The organism is Saccharothrix longispora (assembly GCF_031455225.1).
Classification (GTDB): domain Bacteria; phylum Actinomycetota; class Actinomycetes; order Mycobacteriales; family Pseudonocardiaceae; genus Actinosynnema; species Actinosynnema longispora.
Window position 1 is genome coordinate 3,570,474 of the sequence record NZ_JAVDSG010000001.1, and the last position, 19,339, is coordinate 3,589,812.

The 19,339-nt window shown below is 71.0% G+C and carries 13 protein-coding genes and 2 pseudogenes; 7 read left to right on the top strand and 8 right to left on the bottom strand.

The features are described 5' to 3' along the window. Nucleotides 1-2 precede the first annotated feature (2 nt). The 4 genes and pseudogenes from J2S66_RS14510 to J2S66_RS14520 all read left to right on the top strand — a co-directional run. Nucleotides 3-158 (top strand): annotated as a pseudogene (locus tag J2S66_RS14510) (hypothetical protein); the annotation flags it as partial. Continuing rightward, nucleotides 155-325, top strand: a pseudogene (locus J2S66_RS37180) (helix-turn-helix domain-containing protein); the annotation flags it as partial. The pseudogenes J2S66_RS14510 and J2S66_RS37180, both read left to right, overlap by 4 nt. 74 nt (nt 326-399) lie before the next feature. Beyond that, entirely contained in the window at nt 400-906 is a 507-nt protein-coding gene (locus J2S66_RS14515) for a transposase (protein WP_310307557.1), read from the top strand. A gap of 294 nt (nt 907-1,200) precedes the next feature. Beyond that, nucleotides 1,201-1,548, top strand: a complete 348-nt coding sequence (locus tag J2S66_RS14520) for a hypothetical protein (RefSeq protein ID WP_310307558.1) — start codon at nt 1,201-1,203, stop codon at nt 1,546-1,548. 390 nt (nt 1,549-1,938) lie between these two features. Here J2S66_RS14520 and J2S66_RS14525 read toward each other — a convergent pair whose 3' ends face one another. After that, complete coding sequence (locus tag J2S66_RS14525; protein WP_310307559.1) at nt 1,939-2,415, bottom strand: ATP-binding protein; 477 nt, start codon at nt 2,413-2,415, stop codon at nt 1,939-1,941. A gap of 385 nt (nt 2,416-2,800) precedes the next feature. Continuing rightward, on the bottom strand, nt 2,801-4,027 hold the full coding sequence (locus J2S66_RS14530) for a PP2C family protein-serine/threonine phosphatase (protein ID WP_310307560.1): 1,227 nt from the start codon (nt 4,025-4,027) through the stop codon (nt 2,801-2,803). Between the two features lie 581 nt (nt 4,028-4,608). Here J2S66_RS14530 and J2S66_RS14535 point away from each other — a divergent pair. Beyond that, on the top strand, nt 4,609-5,385 hold the full coding sequence (locus J2S66_RS14535) for a hypothetical protein (protein WP_310307561.1): 777 nt from the start codon (nt 4,609-4,611) through the stop codon (nt 5,383-5,385). A 576-nt stretch (nt 5,386-5,961) separates the two neighbouring features. Here J2S66_RS14535 and J2S66_RS14540 read toward each other — a convergent pair. Next, nucleotides 5,962-7,881, bottom strand: coding sequence for a Calx-beta domain-containing protein (locus J2S66_RS14540; RefSeq protein ID WP_310307562.1), 1,920 nt, complete (start codon nt 7,879-7,881; stop codon nt 5,962-5,964). A gap of 591 nt (nt 7,882-8,472) precedes the next feature. Next, a complete protein-coding gene (locus J2S66_RS14545) occupies nt 8,473-10,185 on the bottom strand; it encodes a choice-of-anchor P domain-containing protein (protein ID WP_310307563.1) in 1,713 nt (570 codons plus the stop codon). A 956-nt stretch (nt 10,186-11,141) separates the two neighbouring features. On the opposite strand from J2S66_RS14545, the gene J2S66_RS14550 reads away from it, so the two are divergent. Continuing rightward, nucleotides 11,142-12,149: a S1 family peptidase gene (locus J2S66_RS14550; RefSeq protein ID WP_310307564.1), complete on the top strand. Its 1,008-nt coding sequence runs from the start codon at nt 11,142-11,144 to the stop codon at nt 12,147-12,149. Between the two features lie 473 nt (nt 12,150-12,622). Here J2S66_RS14550 and J2S66_RS14555 read toward each other — a convergent pair whose 3' ends face one another. Both J2S66_RS14555 and J2S66_RS14560 read right to left on the bottom strand, forming a co-directional pair. Beyond that, nucleotides 12,623-13,756 carry a hypothetical protein gene (locus tag J2S66_RS14555; protein WP_310307565.1) on the bottom strand — a complete coding sequence of 378 codons (1,134 nt, stop codon included), beginning with the start codon at nt 13,754-13,756 and terminating at the stop codon, nt 12,623-12,625. Between the two features lie 389 nt (nt 13,757-14,145). After that, nucleotides 14,146-15,111 carry a ketopantoate reductase family protein gene (locus tag J2S66_RS14560; protein ID WP_310307566.1) on the bottom strand — a complete coding sequence of 322 codons (966 nt, stop codon included), beginning with the start codon at nt 15,109-15,111 and terminating at the stop codon, nt 14,146-14,148. Between the two features lie 90 nt (nt 15,112-15,201). On the opposite strand from J2S66_RS14560, the gene J2S66_RS14565 reads away from it, so the two are divergent. Further along, a complete protein-coding gene (locus tag J2S66_RS14565; protein WP_310307567.1) occupies nt 15,202-15,771 on the top strand; it encodes a TetR/AcrR family transcriptional regulator in 570 nt (189 codons plus the stop codon). Between the two features lie 448 nt (nt 15,772-16,219). Here J2S66_RS14565 and J2S66_RS14570 read toward each other — a convergent pair whose 3' ends face one another. Both J2S66_RS14570 and J2S66_RS14575 read right to left on the bottom strand, forming a co-directional pair. Next, nucleotides 16,220-16,642 (bottom strand): hypothetical protein, encoded by a 423-nt coding sequence (locus J2S66_RS14570; RefSeq protein WP_310307568.1) that lies wholly within the window; start codon nt 16,640-16,642, stop codon nt 16,220-16,222. Between the two features lie 1,126 nt (nt 16,643-17,768). Continuing rightward, complete coding sequence (locus tag J2S66_RS14575; RefSeq protein ID WP_310307569.1) at nt 17,769-19,190, bottom strand: peptide ligase PGM1-related protein; 1,422 nt, start codon at nt 19,188-19,190, stop codon at nt 17,769-17,771. Between the last annotated feature and the right edge of the window lie 149 nt (nt 19,191-19,339).

Consider the following 19,339-nt stretch of genomic DNA (forward strand, 5'->3'; position numbering starts at 1 on the left):
AGCGGTCGGTGGGCACCTGGTGGCGGGCCTACCGGCGGGACGGTCGCGACGGCCTGGCGACCCGCAAGGGACGACCCGGCCCCGCCGAACTGATCACCCCGGAGGACCGGGTCACCCTGTTCACGGCGATGGCCGACTACCCCCGGAGGAGTTGTTGATCGGCGGGCCGCTGTGGACCCGTCAGGCGGTGGTGGAGCTGATCCGGCTGGTCGTCGGGGTCGGCATGACCGAGCAGGGTGTCGGGTTGTGGCTGCGTCGCCACGGGTTCACCCCGCAGCGCCCGGCTCGACGGGCCTACGAGCAGCAGCCCGCCGCGGTGCGCGCTTGGCTTGACGAGGCGTATCCGGCGCTCGAGGTCAGGGCGAAGGCCGAGGGTGCGGCGATCGCGTGGGTCGACCAGTGCGGGCTGCGCTCGGACGCGGCCCCGCCCGGTCGGTCCTGGGCGCCGAAGGGGCGCACGCCGATCGTACGGGTGACCGGGAACGGCTGCGGGTCAACGTCATGTCCGCCGTCGCCTCGCGGGGCGCGTTGTGGTTCACCGTGTTCACCGAGCGCTTCACCGCCACCGTGTTCAGCGCGTTCCTCGACCGCGTGGCACGCCAGGCGGGCCGGAAGGTGCACGTCGCCGCCGACCGGCATCCGGTGCACCGCGGCAAGGCGGTCCGCGCCTGGCTGGAGACCAACGCCGACCGGGTCGAGCTGCACCTGATGCCCGGCTACAGCCCTGAGTTGAACCCCGACGAGCCGCTCAACGCCGACCTCAAGCGCAACGTCAACGCCTCCCGCGCCCACAACGTCGACCGCCTCGCCCGCGAGACCCGCCGCTTCCTACGTCGCCGCCAACGCCAGCCGCACATCGTCCGCGGCTACTTCCGTGCCCCGCACGTCCGCTACGCCACCATGTAGGCAACCGAACACTTTCGACTCAATAAGTCATCCACCAAGAGATTCGCCACGTCTCCAGCCCGCATGACCAGGCCGAAAGGGCTCAATGATTTGCAAGGACAAGGTCCACCGGCGGTAACACGAGGTTGTCACCGCACTATCGGGACGGCCCACCCTTCAGAAGTTTACCCAACTGGCGGTACCGGACTCGGATGCGATCATGTTGTTCTTGAACGAAGTTGCCACTCCTGTCCACTCAGAAGCGGCCTCATTTCGCCACAAGCGAAAGATTCGTACACCAAGAAGGAGACCTGAATGTCAAAACGAGCACTCCTCATGCGGGTGGCAGCCGTCGGGGTCATGGCGGTTTCATCGGCCGTCGGCATCGGTGCCTCACAGGCCCAAGCGGCGGTCATCTGTCCCCAGGTCGGCACCGGAAACGGAGGAACACTCCAAACCTTCGGCTCCGAACCGTACAGGACCGGGCCTGGCGAGAACTGCGGAATTTACAGCCACGAATCGGGTACCGCCGACATCATCTGCAAGAAGTTCAACCAACTCGGCAACCTCTGGTATTACGCAAAAGATCAGAACTCCGGTGTGACCGGCTGGATCTGGAGCGGCAACGTGTCGAGCACGAGTGGAACCCGCCCCAATTGCTAGTGCCATTCGAATCTCGTCAGTGATGGCGAATGAGGGCGCGGGTGAACTGAAGTAGATCCAGGCGGGTGTCGGTTCGTCTGCGTGGGCGCCAGGGTTGACCGAAAGGCCCGATGTACCGCCTCGGCGTGAGCGCGGGAACGGCCTCGGCGGTGCCCGAGCAGCGGCGTGGAACACCTCGGAGCACGCGATCGGTGACGATGAGGCTCCTGCTCGGCCAGAACACGAGCTGGGACAGCCCCGGATCACTCCCGGGGAAATGTTCGGGGTGCGGAGCGACAAGCCTTCGTCAGATCCGTACGCGATCGACGAGCCCGCTCCGCGCCCGCGTTTCCCTCCTCGGACCGAACACGCACCAGCAGAGGACCGGTGGCAGGCGGAAGACTTTCGACGTCAAGCGGTCAGTCGCTTTCGCGGTGCGCGGTCAGACGGGATGGGAAGCCGCGCCCATACTACTTTCATCGCCCCCTTGCGGCGCACACCCCAGTCGCTGCTCAGGGCTTGGACCATGCGCAACCCGTTACCGCGATTCCGCCCGGCCGTGGAACCCCCGATCGTCGGAACCCGGTCGGCGGATGCGTCATGGACTTCGATGACCAGTTCGTCGTTCTCGCCGTGGCCCTGGCGACACATCCTCAGGCGCCGGGGCTCTTCGGCGTGGTCACACGCATTGGCCACGAGTTCGTTGCACACGAGTTCGACATCCTGCACGAATTCCTCGTGAAAGCCCCGGAGCAGGCCGCGTACTTCCTGTCGCATCACAGCCAGGTTTTCGCATGGCAGAGAAGTCTCCAGTGCCACTTCGTCCTTGCCGTGACCAGTGTGCTCGGCTGGTCGGGAAGGCTGGTCGGAGCCCGAGTACAAGGTCACGGACACGGCTCCCTTCGCGAAGTCGGACGCGTCCGCCCTGCCTCATGCACGTGTGCACGGACTACCCCCACCACGCCATTCGCATGCCTGCTCGACAAAGGCAGCCCATTCCCATTCCGTGGGATGGCGCGGAACGTGCACGGGCTTCCGACGAGATGGGGGTCGGCGAGCCGCTGAGCGGGTCGCCGAGGTCGCCCGACGGCCCCGGGGTAGCCGGAGGCCCGCGAACGGGATCAGCGCGGTCCGGTACCGGCGCCGCGGTGCACCCCGCCTTCGCGGATCGAGGTTCTGGCGGGTGTCGGTGCAAACGCAGATCGGGACAAGGGCGCGCCGTGCGACGACCGCGGCTGGCCTGGAAGACCTGTGGCCCCTGGTGCGGCGGGCGTCACACCGGCGGGTGCGACACGGGGCTGTGCAGTGCCGTCACCAGGGCGACGTCGTCGCCGGCGGGCTGATCGCCCACCATGGTGGCCATGATCCGGACGCAGGCCGCTTCCGGCGGCATCGGGGACACGACCCGCCGCAACTTCTCCAACTGATCGTCCAGGTCCACGTCACGGCGTTCTACCAAGCCGTCGGTGTAGAGGGCGATCAGCGCTCCGGGTGGCACATCGGTGCTCGCACCCCGGCGGCCGGTGACGGCCAGGTTGTAGCCGATGGGCGGACCGACCGGGACATCGACGAAGCAGGCGTCCTGCCCGGGTACGGCGAGGAGGGGCGGCAGGTGGCCCGCCAGCGCGAGGTCCATGCGGTGAGTCGCCAGATCGATGACCGCGTAGGCGACGGTGGCCATGCTGTGGGCCTCGAAGTGGCCGGCCTTGCGGTCGAGCTTGCCGAGCACGTACGTCGGGTCGGGGAACTCCAGGGCGTAAGCGCGCAAGGCGCTGCGCAGCCGGCCCATGACGATCGCGGCGGGAAGCCCGTTGCCCACCACGTCACCCATCACCACGCCGATGCGCCGGCCGGGAAGGACGAACACGTCGTACCAGTCGCCGCCGACACCGCTCTCGGCGCCGGGAACGTAGCGGGCGGCCATCTCCCAGCCCTCCGCAATGGGCAGGTGTCCCGGCAACAGGCTTTCCTGCAGCATGGCGGCGGCGGCCCGTTCCGAATGCGACCGGTGCATGTGCGCCGCCATCGCCAGCCGGTCGGCCACCAGTTGCAGCAGCTCGACCTCGCCGTCGGTGAACCGACGGGTAGTGGCGCTGCCGACGTGCAGAACCCCGATCAGGTCGCCCTGGATGACCATCGGCACACCCAGCAGGACCCGCAGACCCCGCTCCCACAGCAGCGGGCTCGTCACCGTGGACTCATCGACGTGATCGACGTACACCGCCTCCCGCAGCAGGGCCACACGGCCCGCGAAGCCCGCGCCCACCGGTACCCGAACGCCTTGGAAGACTTCCTCCCGCAGACCGGAGGTGGCCCTGACCACCAACTGCTCGCCACCGGGGTCGACCAGCAGAATGGTGGCGGTGTCGACCTCGAACAGGTCGCGCACCCGGCGCAGCAGCACCTCGAAGAGCTTCCCCTGGTCGAGGTCGCGGAGCGTGCTGTCGGTGACGGCCTCCAACACGCGCAGCCGCAGCTCCAGGCCCCACGTACCGCCCATACTCCGCCCCTTGTCCGCAGTCCGACCGGGCAAGCCTACGGAGTGAATGCTGCTGGGCTCGCCGGGCGACTGAACTCCCCCGGCAGCCCGGAGGCTGGTCCTCCCCTGGTTGCGCGGAGTCGGTGATCCTCTCCCCCACCCGGAATGTCGACCAGGCGTTCCGCCCACTCCGGAGACGCGAGTCGTGCGGACGATGCGGGCCGGGTCGCTCGTAACGGGGAGGCCCCTCGGTGTCTGTCGGACCGATCGCCGATTTCCTGGTGCACCTCGATGTCAACGTTCCGGCGCCTCTGTCGTTCCTCGCGGTGGGCCGCCCGGGTCACCCGCCGCGTGCTCGACCAGTGCATTCGCAGAGCGGCGTCGATCCTGTGGGCGGCCGACGGCAGCGTGCCGGTGTGCAGGCCGTCCCGGTGTCGGACGAACGCGGAACGTCATGGTCCGCTGTGCTCTACGGTCACCGCTGTGGGTGAGGTCCTCCTCTGCGGTGCCGGTCAGGGCGGCGACTCCGCCGAGCCGGGACGTGGCCGAGGGAGCACAGGTGCCGTCCACCGAGGTCGACTTCGCTCACGACCACGTCGCCCGTGAGCGCGGTCGCATCGGCGGGCGGTCGCAGGGACGTCCGGTTCGTCGTGTTCCCGGACGGCCGCGTGCTGGTCGAGTCGACGAGCACCGAACTTGCCGCCGACGGCCGAGTCCTGACGTGGGTCGACGGGTACCGACAGCGCGGTGGAGCAGAGGGGGCCGGGGTGGGCACCAAGGGCGGGCATAAGCGGCGGCAGGCGGTCAGGCGGCGTGAGCGCGGCGAGGCGCGGGCGCGGGCGCAGCAGACCTGGTTCACCCGGCAGAGCGGGCTCACGCAGGTCGCGGTCTCCCTGGGGGCGCTCGGACTACTGGTCGGTGGGCACTTCCTGCTGTGGGGCGCGGTGATCCCGGCGGTGGGCGCGCTGGTCGGCAGGGTGCCGGTGGTTTCCACTCTGGTGGGCTGGCTGTTCGCCGGCGGTGTGTTCGCGGCGGGGGGAGTGCTGGCGGTCAACCAGCACACCGCGGCGCCGGCGACGGTGAAACGGCTGGACGTCGTCCTCGGGGTGTGGTTGGCGGTCGCAGTGTGCTCCTTGCCGGTCAGCGAGTACGCCGACGACGTCTCCCTGCCCCTCGACTACTGGGCCGGTGTGTACTCGGGCGGGTCCGGCATGCTCGTCTCACCGGTGGTCGCGGGTGTCGTCGCGCTGGGCTGGTGGCTGTTCGTGAACAAACTGGCCGGCCGCGAGGCGCGGCCGAAGACCCACCACATCGGCTGGATGTGCATCGGCTACTCGGTGCTGCTGCTGGTGTGGGGCTCGACGCTGCTGCGCATGTGACGTCGTCGGTCCACGTCACCCCATGTGCATGGTCAACGACTGCGGAGAACTGTGTCGAACCGCCCATGGCGGAGTTGTCCACGCGGTCAGCGCACAACGGTCCCGGGTGATGTCGCCGTGGAGGTTGGCGGGGGCGCAGGGCCGGTGCGAGGTCCGCGGTGCCGTCGAGCAGGCCGCTGCGGGCAGGGCGCTGCGGCAGGGCGCTGCGGCAGGGCAAGGTGCGGCAGTGCGACGCCCGCGGCACCGTCGGCCGGCGACGAGGCGTTCGCTGCGCCGTCGAGGGAGGACTGCGCGGGGCCGGTGAGGCCACCTTCCTCGCACCGCTCGACCTGGAGGTCGTCCGGTGACGACAACGTGGCGCTCCTGCCGATCGACCTGGACCGGTTCGAGGAGATCGACGGCACGGACGGGTGACATGCCGCGATCGGAGCCGGGACGGGTGCGCGCGCGTCGGTCCGCCTCGGGCGGGGCGGACCGAGCGCAGACGCGGTACTGGCGCTTCCGCGGTGAAGGCCGGGCCGTCGCGCGTCGCGGCGGCCCGGCCTCGTTCGACGTGAACGTCCCGCCGGTCCGGGGTCAGCTGGTGCAGGGGTTGCCGTGCGGGTGGGCGCCGGTGCCGTGGACGTCGGCGTGCGCTTCACCGATGACCACGTCGGCGAGCAGGGTGTCCAGCACCACGGCCCGCTGGGTCACCGATGTCGCCGTGGTCTCGGTGCTGTTGAGCTTCAGCGAGCCGATCACCAGCGGGATGGTCAGCGGCGCGGAGCCGACGGTCGTGGGCACACCGTTGATCTTGAGTGAGGCGATGGCAGAGCTGCCGGAGAACTGCGGTGCCAACCCGACGCCGCCGGGTGCGCACCGGGCGGCGGCCTCGGACTTGATCACGCCCAATTCGATGGTCAGGCCGAGGGTGCTGATGGTGGTGGTGTCGACCTTGGCGTTGGCGGTGGCGTTGTCGCCCGCCGCCGGCGGGGCCGACGTGAGGTCGGTCGGCGTCTGGTCGGTGGCGGCGGACAGCACCTTGGCGTTGACCGCCAGCGCGCCGGCGTTCAGGCCGACCTGCGCCAACGTCTCGTTGTCGTCCACGCACGGCACGTTGGTCGGGTTGGCCACCACCGGCTCGATGCCGACCACGTTCAGCGCGCTCGCCCGGCAGGAGAACACGCCGTCGCGGTCGTCGTCGACGATCGTGCCGACACCGACCGCGTCGGTGATCGCGGCGCCGACCGCCGCGGACAGCGTCACGGTGAACGTCTCGTCCGGCTCGTCCACCGTGTCGCCGTTGACCGGCACGGTCACCGGCCTGGAGGTCTCCCCCGGGGCGAAGGTCACCGTGCCGGCGGTCGGCGCGTAATCCGCAGGGGCGACCGCAGTGGCGTCGGCGGTGGTGAAGTCGACCGTGACCGGGTTGGGGCTCGGCCGGTCCAGGCTGACCGTGAAGGTGGCGGGTGTGGTGCCCGCGTTGCCCTCGTCGACGGTCACGTCATCGATGGACAGGCCGGGCACGTGCACGGTGTTCTGCTCGACGAACCCGCGCGAGGTGCCGTCGACCAGGAAGTCGACCGTGCAGTGGTAAGTGCCGGCCGGGGTGCCGGGGTTCACCGTGATCGTCTCGGTGAAGGCGGCGACGTCACCGCTGGTCACGGTCCGGCTCGCGGGGTCGAACCCGAGCGTGAGCTGCGGGTCGCACACCGTGATGGTGGGGGTGACGGTGACCTCGACGGCCTGGATGCCGTCGAGGATGGCCTGCGCCACCTGGTTGGCGGGCACGTTGTTCAGCAGCACGCCCCCGGTGGCGTTCACGATGGCGCTCGCCTGCCCGCCGGCGTCGAGCCCGCCGCCGGCGGCGCCCATGTTGACCGCGATGACGCGGATGTCGGCGGCCTGCAGCGCGGCGATGGCGTCGGCGAGGGTGTGGCCCTGGCTGGGGTCGTGGGAAGGCGCGTCGCCGAACCACGCCACGATGCGCGTGCCGTCCGGTCGGAACGCGATGGCTCCACTGCCGATCTCGAACAGGGCGTTGATCGCGGCTTCGGGGAGGTCGCCACCACCGCCGGCGACCCAGGCGTTGATTCCGTTCTGCACGGCCACCGGGTCGCCGGTGAGGCTCTGGTCGACCCGGAAGACGAACGCGTCCCCGGCGTCGCGGTACTCCGCCGCCGCGAACTGCGCCGTCGGTTGGGCGTCGAGCACCGCGCTGGTCACCGCGCCCGCGTTGTTCCGCACGTCGGTGATGGCACCGCCCATGCTCCCGGTGGTGTCCGCCAGGAACACCAGGTCGGGGTTGGGCGGGATCGCCGGGGTGGTGACCGTCTTGGCCACCGTGGCGCTCGCACCGGGACCGAGGGTGACCTCGACGTCGATGGGATCGACCTGAGCCGCCGCCCGGGGCGCTGCGACGACCACGGCGGTCGTGGCCCACACCACCAGCGCGGCGGTGACCGCCGCCGCGGATCTGCGCAGCACCGAACGGCGCTGCTCATGGGAACCGGACATGAATCCTCCAGATGAGGTCTGTTCTCACGACACCCCCGGGGGACGCGATCGGCCATCGCCCGGCAATCGGCCGGCGGGACCGTCGCGGGTCGTCCCGGGGCAAACGAGCGGGTCAGCGGGTCAGGGCGACGCCGCTTCCTCACCGATCACAGGGAATCCCGGAAAGGTCTGCCCTCGGCGCCGGAGCCGGTGTACGGCGTCGTAGCCGCACGCGGGAGCGGACACGCCCGCCAGCGGCAGGACGTGATCACCACGGCGGTGACGGCGGTCGCCTTGCCCGAGTGGACGGAAACCTTGGCCGACACCACGTTCCCCGGTACACCGGTCGACACGCGGGTGGCCCGATCACACCCGGTCAGCGGGCTCGTCCGCCACACCAGGCCGGCCGACCTCCTGGGCATCGGTCGCAGCCCGACCACCGAGGAGTCCACGAGCCGCCGCCTGCTCGACCGCTGCCTCTCCGATCGCCCTGGTCGGCCTCCGGGTCATCAGCCGACAAGCGGCACACGACTGCGGCGCGTCCGGCCGATCGTGGTTCTCCGGCTACCGGGGTGGTGCAGGTGAGGGACGCACCTGCACCACCCCGGGGCGTCAGTCGATCGGGCAGGGGGTGCCGGGGCGGGTCAGGGTGACTCGCGCGTGGCTGATCACGAGGTCGACGCCGTTGAGCAGTCGGACGTGCAGGGCGTTGACGGCGATGCCGGCGCCGCCTGCCAGGGTCCGTTGTTCGTTGACCACGACGGTGGCCACGAGCGGGATGGTGATGGTCAGGTCGACCGCGGGGTTGACCACGGGGGTGCCGTTGATCCGCAGGTTGACCAGCTCGACCTCGCCTGCGGTGGTGACCGCGCCGTCGAGGTCTTCGGCGGCGGCAGCCTTGGCGCGGATCTCGTCGGCGGTGATCAGGCCGCCCAGCAAGGAGACCTTCGCGGTGCGGGCCCATGCGGTGGCGGTGCGCTGGCCGTCACCGCCGACGGTGCCGTGGGCCTCGGTGTCGATGACGCCCAGCGAGCCGATCCCCGGCAGGGTGGCGCCGAGCGCCTGGTCCTGGTCCAGGCCCGGTTGGGGCGTGCAGGTGAGGTCCGACGGGGCGAGCGGGCCCACGCCGACCAGTGGAGCGGTCAGCTTGCCACCATGCGCGTGGGCGTCGAACAGCAGCACGGGCGCGATGAACCGCACCGAGGCGCACCCCGGCGCGTTGAGGCCGACCCGCGTGGTCACGTCGGTGGCGCAGGTGGTGTAGGTGCCGGGGCGGGCGGCGGTGACCGTGACGGCGACGGCGCACGAGACCTGGCCGGTGGCCAGGGCGCCGGTGGCGGTGACCGTGCCGGCGGCGGTGGAGGCGGTGGCGTCGGTGCAGTCCGTGGTGGGCTGGGCGGTGGCGGTCAGTCCCGCCGGCAGGTTCGCGGTGAACGACCAGCCGTCCTTGACCGCCAGCTCGGCGGTGTTGGTGACGGTGAAGGTCAGGGTGGCCGTCTGCCCCATCTGCACCGGGGGCGGGCTGTAGCCGACGTCCAGCTGCGGGGTGACGTCCAGGACCCGGACGTTGTCGAACGCGGCGTCGTTGCCGACACCGCTGCCCTGGGCGTTGACCAGCTGCACTCCCACCGACGAGCCGCCGAACAGCACCGGCCGGTCGCTGGTGTAGGTGCCCACGGCGGTGCCGTCGATGACGGTGGCGGGGTTGGCGCAGGGCTCGATCGGGGTGGTGAAGGTGGGCACTGCGGTCGCGCCGTCGAGCAGGTAGAACTCGAACAGCGCGTGGTTGGCGAAGCAGTTCTGCTCGGCCGCGTCCACCGAGAAGGTCAGGAACCGGTCGGGTGCGGGCAGCGGGATGGGCTGTTCGGTGCGCAGCTGCACTCTGCCCGCTCCGGGGTTCGCTGCGGTGTAGGCGGTGACGGCGTGGTTGGTGGCCGGGTCGCCTCCCGCCCACTGCCCCAGGACCCCGGCCATGGTCTGGACCGCCTGCCAGTTGCCCGCGCTGCACCCGCTGCCCGGCGGCGGTGCGCTCGGCTGTTGCGGCGAGGCCAGCCAACCGTTGCAGGCGGTCAGCCACGCCGGATCGGCGGAGTAGGTCTGCGCGACCGGCGGCGCTCCGGTGTAGTCGGTGAGCAGGACGGGTGTGGCGCCCTGGCCGTTCTCGAAGCCCTCGGCGAACACCACGACCGGCGCCTGGGGGACGCCCGGCGCCGCAGAGGCCGGTTGCGCGGAGGTGACGGCGAGCGCGAGCGGTAGGACCGTCAGTGCTGCGATGATCGCCGGCAGGGCTCTGCCCCTGTGCCGACCGGGCGAAGACGTGATCACCGATGAACTCCCTCGTTCGGTGCGAAAGGTCGAACACCGGTTCCTTCGTCCACAACAGGAAGGCGTATTAGCGTCGGACGGAAGGCCGCACCCGCTTGGCTCGCGCACACCACCCGATCACCACGGACTCCGCAGCACTCACCCACCCAAACGAACACCGCATCACCTGCGGAACCGCAAAATGCGGACATACTCGGTCACCGCGAATAGCACCTTTCTCGAGGTATCCGTACGCCTTCACCTTCGCGGAGGTAAGCGGGTCGGGCGAAGGCGTACACCGCCCGGTCGGCCAAGGCGTCGACCCAGACGTGCCCGGGGAGTTCGTCGACGCCGATCGACCGGCCGCCGACCGGGACGAACTCCGCGCGGAGCGGGCTGTCGCCCTCGGCCTGTCAGGCTGGGACCCACTCCCCGACCGCGGCGGAGTTCGCGCCGATGTCACACGCCCGAGGTGCCGGAGGGATGTGCGTCTCGAGCGCGGAAGCACACCAGAAGCGCCCAGTGATGTAGCGCACTCCGGGTCCGGATTCTCCCGACGCGTCGAGTTGCGTCACTACGGAACACCGAATGAAGGGTTTCCGTAACATGCTTGGCACACCTGGACGATTCCACGCGCCGTCGACCTTCCTAAACAATCATCAAACGCCACCGACTCGGCGGTATGGGCGTGTCGGACCGAGAAAGTATCGTCCCGAATCCGTCGGGTTATAAACGGCGTTGCCGGCTGGTCCCTGAGCTCCGTTCGCATATCCCGGGCGACCGGCCGGCGCCTCCCTGCACCCTCGCCTGAAAGGGCTGCCCAAGTGGCTTCTTCACGTACCGTCCGATTAGCCGGCGCGGTCGTCCTCGCGATCGGCCTCGCCATTGCGCCCCTGCCCGCAGTCGCCGCGCCCAGCGGTGTAGCGACCACGTCCTCCACCTCCGCACCGCGCGTCTCCCTCGGTATGGCCGAGGCGATGAAGCGCGACTTCGGCCTCACCGCCGAGGGCGTGCAAACACGCCTGGCCCAAGAGGACAAGGCGCGTGGCGCCGAGGTCGTCGCCCGCAAGCTCTACGGCGCCGCCTACGCGGGCAGCTGGTTCGACCCCGCAGCCGGCAAGCTCGCCGTCGCGGTAGCCGGTGACGCCGCTGCCGACAAGACCGGTCTCGACGTGACCGTCGTGCCCGTCGCGCACACCTATGCCCAGCTCGACGCCGTCAAGACCGCCCTCGACCGGCAGGCCGGCAAGGCCGCGCCCGCCGGAGTGAACGGCTGGTACGTCGACGTGCAGACCAACGCGGTCGTCGTCACCGTCAACCGGCACAAGGTCGACGCCGCCGTGACCGGGTTCATCGACGAGGCCAAGGCCCTGCACCGCGCCGTGCGCGTGGTGCAGGAGGACCACTCCCCCGTGCCCTACGCCGATGTCGTCGGCGGCTGGCCGTACTGGATCAACAACGCGGGCCGGTGCTCCATCGGCTTCGCCGTGTACGGCGGATTCGTGACCGCAGGCCACTGCGGCACCCCCGGCTCCCAGGCCACCGACCAGTACGGCGCGCTCTACGGCTACTTCGCCGGCTCCACGTTCCCCTACTACGACTACGCGTGGGTGCAGACCGTCGCGGGCGTGAACCTGTGGGGCTACATGGAGGGCTACGACGGCTACTGGTACTACGTGCGCGGTTCCGCGCAGGTCCCGGTGGGCTCCGGCGTGTGCCGCTCGGGCTCGACCACCGGTATGTGGTGCAACTACATCCAGGCCCGTAACCAGACCGTGAACTACCCCCAGGGCGTCGTCTACAACCTGACCCGCACGAACGTCTGCGCCCAGCCCGGCGACTCCGGCGGCTCGTGGCTCAGCTCGAACCAGGCCCAAGGCGTGACCTCGGGCGGCTCGGGCAACTGCTCGACCGGTGGAACCACGTACTACCAGGAGGTCAACCCGATCCTGTCCGCCTACGGCCTGTCGCTGATCCTGACCTGATCGCTGACACGTCTCCCTGTCCGACGACCCGACCGGCCTTCGTCTCTGCCCGAAAGCCGGTCGGGTCGACCCGGTTATCGAGGGTGCGTTCGCGGCCGCAGTCGGTGTCGACCGCTCGTCCGGGACCGATCCGACCCGTGCGCCGTGATCGGGTGCGCGACGGCGTCGGGTCGCGACCGGGCCTGCCGGACGTGCTACCCCCTGCTGGTGAGCTGCGCGTGCGACGTCGCGAACCGGCGTTCGAGGCCCTTGCCGGAACCGTTGCGCCCGTCGTCCGCCAGGGTCCGCGACAGAGTCGGGGAGATCTCCTCGTCGCCATTCTCGATGACGTCGAAACGTTCTGGGCCACGGCTTCCGGAGCGGCCTTCGGCACGCGGTCGAATGCGATGCGCGACGCGGTGCGGTCCACCACAACGCGTGGATGACCTGACCGGTCGCCCCGGACGGTGAGCGCCCGGGGCGACCAACGGGCGTCAGCGGGACGGGGTCGTGGCGACCGGGGTCCAGCGCACACCCTTCCAGGTGCCGTCGGCGGTGGTGCTGCGGCCGACCACGACGCCGTGGTTGTTCAGCGCGACCGGTGTGCTGTGGGCGCCGCCCAGCGAGTCGAGGTAGGTGAGCTGCCCGCCGCGCCAGAGGAACACGCGGGTCGACGAGTGGTCCGGCGACGAGGTGTGGCCGATGATGTCGCCGCGCTCGTTGATCGCGGTCGCCACGGAGTTGCCGGGCACGCCGAGGTCGAGCTGCTTGCCGCCGGCGGGCCACAGCACCGCGCGGGACGTGCCGCCCTCCAGCACCCAGCCGACCGCGTCGCCGCGCTCGTTGAGGGACTGCTCGCCGTGGGCGAGCCGGCCGCTCTCCGACAGGACGGTCATTTCCTCGCCGTCCCAGCGCAGCGCCACCATGCCGCGGTTGGCGACGATCACACCGGCCTCGTTGATCGCCTCCGGGTCGTACGTGCCGTAGCCCGGACCGGGGGTCAGCTCCGTGCACGCCCCGTCGGCGCAGCGGAGCGCGGCGAACTCCTGGAAGGAGGCGGAGGCGTAGCTCGCCGCGACGACACCGGCGTTGTTGATCGCGTACGTCGACACGTGATCACCGGCCACCGGCAGCTCCACGTGCCGCTCGCCGTCCCAGACGGTGGCGTGCTGCTCGCCTCGGGACGACGTGGCGTACGACATCGGCACGCTGCCGTCGTCGTTGATCACCTGCGCCAGCGCCCACGCGGCTCCCGGCGGGGTGATGGCCTTCCGCTGACCCGCGAACCAGATCCACGGCTTCTGCGTGTCCGGCACGCCGTCGGAGGTCAATCCGAGCACCTTGCCGCTCTGGCTGATCGCGCCGGCCAGACCGGGGCCGAGGTCGGTCGCACCGCCGCGCGGCGCCCACAGCACCGCGCGCGTCAGCCCGTCGCCCTGGGCGCTGCCGATGATCTGGCCGAGGTCGTTGACACCGGTGGGGTGGTAGCCGAGGGTGCCGGGCAGGCCCGCGGCACCCGGCAGTTCGGCGATGACGTGCGCGGCGGACGCGACCGCCGCGGGAGTGGCGGCCAGTGGCAGGGCTGTCGCGAGCGCCAACACGGCCAGCGACGCGCGTAAGTCGGGCATGATCGCTCCGTTGCGAGTATGTCCTGAAGTGGTACTGGATCGATCAACGGTAACCCCCGCGCGCCCGCGGCGGTGTCGGCCGGACAGCGCAACGGTCCGCGGAACCCGGGATCCCCGGTCGGTGGCGGCTGACCACCAGGTCCTGACCACCGTCGGGCAGGCGAACCCGCGAGACCGGCTCTTCCTCGCGGATCTCCTCGTACGCCGGCGGCGGCGCTTCTCGGCGGTGACCATGACTTTCTTCCACGGCGTCACGGACAGGCGGTGGAGGCCGGACAGCGAAAGCCGTGTGCGAACGGCAGTCGAGCGACGGTGCGACCGGGTTCGGCTCCGGATGCGGCGGACCAGGCAAGCGCGATGGACCACGGGGGCCGACGACGTCGGCGGAGTCAGACTCGACCTGTCCCCTCACGGGCGAAGTACGGTTCCGCCGCTTCCAGTCGCGGTACCGGGATGCCCAACCGTCGCGCTTCGGCCAGGGTGTCCCGGCAGACCTCACGCGGCTCCTGGGCGTCGGGGTCGGAGTGCGCCTCGAAATTCACGCGCAGCGGCGTGACGTGAGCGGTCAGCCAGGCGAGCACGGGGGCCATCAGCCAGGTGGGCGTCCGGAACAGCAGCACACCGCCCCGGTGACGTCGCAGGTCGATGCCGCGCGCCTCGAGGAGCGGCAGCAGCTCGCGGCCGGTCAGCAGCGCCTCGCGGAAGTCGCTCGTCGACCCGGCCAGCTCGGACAGGGACCCCAGCCGCAGGCCCTGCGAGAACAGGCCGGCGTCCGACGCGAAGTGGACCCACAGCCAGCCGCGGAAGTCGGGTTGCTCCTTGAGTCGGAACCCGGCCTCGCGAAACGCCTGGCGCACGGCTCGCTCCCGGTCGGTCGGGGCCTGGCCGAGGGTGCCGAAGACGACCGACGGCAACAGTCCCCCGCGGAGCACACCGTCCGCGCCGAAACCGCCACCGGCCTGGGGAAAGCCCCAGGCGATCCGGTCGACGGGGAGTGCGCCGATCGCGGCCGGCGGCTCGGTCCAGATGTTGCCGAAGACCAGCACCGCGGCCTGGCCGATCCGCGGGGCCAGGAAGGCCGTCGCCTCCGCGAGGCGGTGGTGGGGCACGCTGAGCACGATCAGGTCGAAGTCGTGGTCCGGCTCCAGGGCTTCGCGGTAGCGCACCGGCCACCGCTCGACGACGCGCTGTCCCCACACCCGGCGCCGCGTGTCGAGCAGGTCGAGGTCGATCGCTTCCCCGTACGTCGCCGCACGGCCCGGGCGGACGTAGAACTCGACGTCGTGTCCCGCCTGTTGCAGGGTCCAGCCGTAGATGGTGGCGATCACGCCTCGGCCGAACATCAGGATCTTCACGCTGCACCTCGTGGGGTACGATCGATCTGGAGGTCATCTCCACTTGCCAAAATATGGAGGTCATCTCCACTTGTCAACAGGGGGTAGCTCATGACCGCCGACAAGCCGCTGCGGGCCGACGCCCGGCGCAAGCGCGAGGCCCTGCTCGCCGCGGCCCGGGAGGTCTTCGAGGCCGGCGGCTTCTTCGACCTGCGCTTCGACGACTTCGCTCGCCTCGCAGGGGTGGGCACGGGCACGCTGTACCGCCATTTCCCCACCCGGGAGGCGCTGGCCGAGGCGGTCTACCACGGGGAAGTCGCCACGCTGTGCGACCGCGCCCGCCGGCTGCGGGCCACGCTGCCCGCGGCGGAGGCGTTGGCGGCCTTTCTGCGTGGCATGGTCGACCACATGGACGCCCACCAGGGCCTCGCCCGGACGTTGGCCACGCTCATGGCCGATCGCTCGAGCGCCCTCGCCGAGGGCAGCCGGGAGCTTGAGCGGGCTGTCGCCGACCTCGTGGCCGCCGCCGTACAGGAGGGCGCCGTTCGCGACGACGTGGACGCCGGTGCCGTCATGATGGCGCTGCACGGCATCGGCGCGGCCCATGACCGGCCCGGTTGGCGGGCCGAGGCCGACGATGTCATCACCCTCGTGCTGGACGGGCTGCGCAGCCCCCTGTGACGAGGTGCGGCGAGCCGCGTTGACACCGCCGCGCTGACAACGCCGCGGGAGCGGGCTCCTCCGGGGCGGGTCGGACTCACGGTGCCGGTGACGGCGAGCAGGTCCGGCTTGTCGGCGCTGTCGGAACCCAGCGCCGGGGGTGAACCGCAGCAAGCGCCGGCGGCCGTCCTCGCTGAACAGGTCGAGGCAGTTCACCTCCGGGAGGCCGAGCACGGGTGGTCGAGGCACTTGCGGTCGACGCGGCGGAACGCCGCGGCGTGCGCGGCCCACAACCTGGCGACTCGGCCGAGTGGCCGAGGATTTCGGCGACCAGCTCGCTCACCTCGGTCTCCCTGGCGTCCGGCGCGCGGCGGCGGCCCGCAGGTCGGCGGCGAACACCCCGGACTGGACCGCGTGGTCCTCCTCGGGGTGAGCCGCCGCGACTGGGGGGTGTCGCGGTCCGCCTCGGTCAGCCCGCCCACGCCGGCTGGCGAACGGCCGACCGCAGCCAGGGCGCGACTTCCTCTTGGTGGTGCTCCACCTGCACGACTCGAACGTCGTGCTCGGCAACCTGGGCGCGGCAAAGCCCGGCCCGGAGGTGGACGCGGTGGTGTCGCTGTGCCGGGTCGGCGCCTCCGAGATCATGGTGCCCGATGACCACGTCGAGGTGTGGTTGACCGACGCTCCCGGTACCGACGCAGACCTCGCCCGCACACTCGACCAGGCAGCGCGGCTCGTCCTCGCGCTGCGAGAGGAGGGCCGGAGAGTGACGTTGCACTGCGCCGTGGGCCGCTCCCGGACTCCGGCGGTCGTGGCGCGGTACGCCGTCCTCGCCGGGAAGGTCGACGCCGCCGAGGCGTTGCGCGCCACCACCACCGCCGTCGACGGCCATTCCGCAACCCGGAACCGGCCGCCGCCGTACTCGCGCTCAGTGGTGAAGCGCCAGTCTCATCCCCGACGAAGGAGGACACCCGCCCGTGAACCGGACCGACGAGCCGCCCTCACCGTGGAGCGCCCCGGAGTGGCGCGGGAGGTGCTCCAGTGGGTCACCTCGGTGTGCGCCGCGCACGAGACCGCGGTCGTCGGTGACGTCCGGCCCCGGTTGCGCCCGTGGTCGGTCACCCTGCGGGCGCCCACCACCGGCGGGGTGGTGTGGTTCAAAGCGGTGCCCCCCGGTGCGGTGCACGAACCCGCCCTGCCGGCGGCGCTGGAGCAGTGGACACCCGGCAGTGCCCCGCATCCGCTGGGGATCGAACCCGCTCGAGGGTGGTCCCTGCTGCCCGGCTACGACCGCTCGCTGGCGGACGTCCTCGGCGCGGACCCGGACCCCCGCCACTGGGAGGAGCCACTGCGGCGCTACGCGGCGTTGCAGCGCGCCTTGGAGCACCGGGGTGCTGACCTTCTGGGGCTGGGACTTCCCGACCTGTCCCCCACCGCCCTGCCACACCGGCTGGACCGGCTCCTCGACGATCCGCTGACGCAGTCCGAAATGCGATGGTGTCCTCGGCCAGGACGGTGGCCAGTGAGCCGCCGTGCGGCAGGGGCACGAGCGACCACCAGTCGCCGACGACCGGTTCGGGCGGGCCGGCATCGCCGACGAGCAGTTCGGTGGCGACGACGCGGTGACCGGCCAGGTACGCGGGACAGGCGTCGAGGTCGGGATCACCCAGGTCGAGGCCCTGGCACAGCAGGGTGGCGCCGTCCCGGCGCACCTGGGTGCCGCCGCGGAACCGGCCGGGTCGTTCACCGCTGCGACATGGTCGACCTCACCGCGGAGGAGGAAAGATCCCGGCGGACATGATCTCGCTGTCGACCGCGGCGTTCCTGCGAACCCGGAACAGCTCGCGAGGATCGAGACCGCCCTCGGCAAACCCCGGCGAATCCGATCCCAACCCTTGCGGATCGATCAGCCCGGTCCTCGGAGACGGTGGACCCGGTCGGACGACGTGACCCGCCCGACCGGGGCGACGCGCGCCGCCGATCGCGCGACCGGCGTCCGCGGCCACCGGCGTCCGCGGTCAGGCCGTCGTGGCGGGCACCCGTTGCGCGGCGGTCGTGCGCAGGGCCGTGACCAGGGTGTCGTAGCGTCGCTGGGCGTCGTCGCGGGAGGTGCCGACCGCCACCATGCCGAGCTTGCCGAACTCCGGCAGGGCGCCGAGGGCGTAGTAGAACGCGCCGGTGCCGGTCGTGTGGTCGTAGGCCACGCCGTGCTCGCGCGCGATCCCCACGAGGTCGTCGTACGAGAGGGAGCGGAACGCGTCGTCCTGGATTCGATCGCTGGTGACGTAGTGGCGCGGCGAGCCGTCGGGGGCCAGGTGGTGGCCGGTGCCCAGGTCGTAGTGGCCGCCGACGAGCCCGCGCATGAACATGTACGGCGCGGTCGCACCGCCCATGCGCAGGTTGATCTCCAAGGCGTGCACCTGCTCGGGGGCGGCCTCGTCCACGACGAAGTCGACGCTGAGCTGGCCCACCACGCCGGCGCTCGCCAGCGCCCGGCCCACCCGCGTGGCCAGTTCCTGCACGCGCAGGCGGTAGGCGTCGCGAGCGGGGAACGCACAGCCGACGAAGGTCTGACCGGACGGGCCGCCGAGCACCTGGTCGTGGGTGGACAGGACGCGCACCCCTCCCCGCGGGTCCAGCTCCAGCTGGGCCGACGGCGAGCGGAGCGCGCGTGCCTCCACGAAGCGCTCGACCACGCCTCCCATGTGCTCGAACTTGTCCCGGAAGGAGGGCCACGTGTCGCCGGGGGCGTTCAGCCGGGTGGCGATCTGCTCGGCGATCCAGTTCTCGGTGCCCGTCTCCGGCGTGCCCTCGTAGGAGAACACGGCGTTCCCGGCCCCGGCGAAACTGTCGTTGAGCTTCACCACGGCTTTCCGGATTTCCGGTGCGGCGCGCTTCAACCTCGCCAGCGCGCGGATCAGGTCGCCTTCCGAGAACAGGTCCTCGAAACCGTCGGGCACCGGCACGCCCGCTTCTTTGAGGAGGGTTCGGCCACCGCTCTTGGTGCCCAGCGCCGACAGCGCCGGGTCGCAGGAGAACATCGGGATGCCCAGTCGCAGCGCCAATTCGCGCTCCAGGTCGGTGCTGTTGAACACCACGAGGTAGGCCCGTGCGGGGTCGCGGACGGCCGCCTTGATCCTCCGGACCAGCTCGGGTCGCCGGAGCACCTTCTCGGTGAGCGGGGCCGGCGAGTCGTCGTCGCAGTCGAGCAGGGTCAGCCGGTCCGCCGCCTCGGTGCCGACCAGCGCGGGGACCAGGCCGAGCGCGTACTCGACGATCTCCGGAGCGATCCGCTCGCTGGTCGCGTAGACCAGGTTGACGTTCGGCTCGCGCAGCAACTGGAACTCGAAGAGCAGCCGCTGCTCGAAGTGCACCGCGCCGGGGATCTTGCGCAGCTCGTCGGGGTGCAGCGTGAGGCTGGGCACCACCACGACCGTCACGGGCGCTCCCGAGGTGTCCTCGAACAGGACGCCCAGGCGCTGTTGCAGCCGGGTGAATTCCGTCTTTTCGCAAGAATCGTTCCGCACCGGGAAAGGTTACCGAATCGAGCACGAGACGACCTACGCACAAAGCGGTGACTCCATTAACC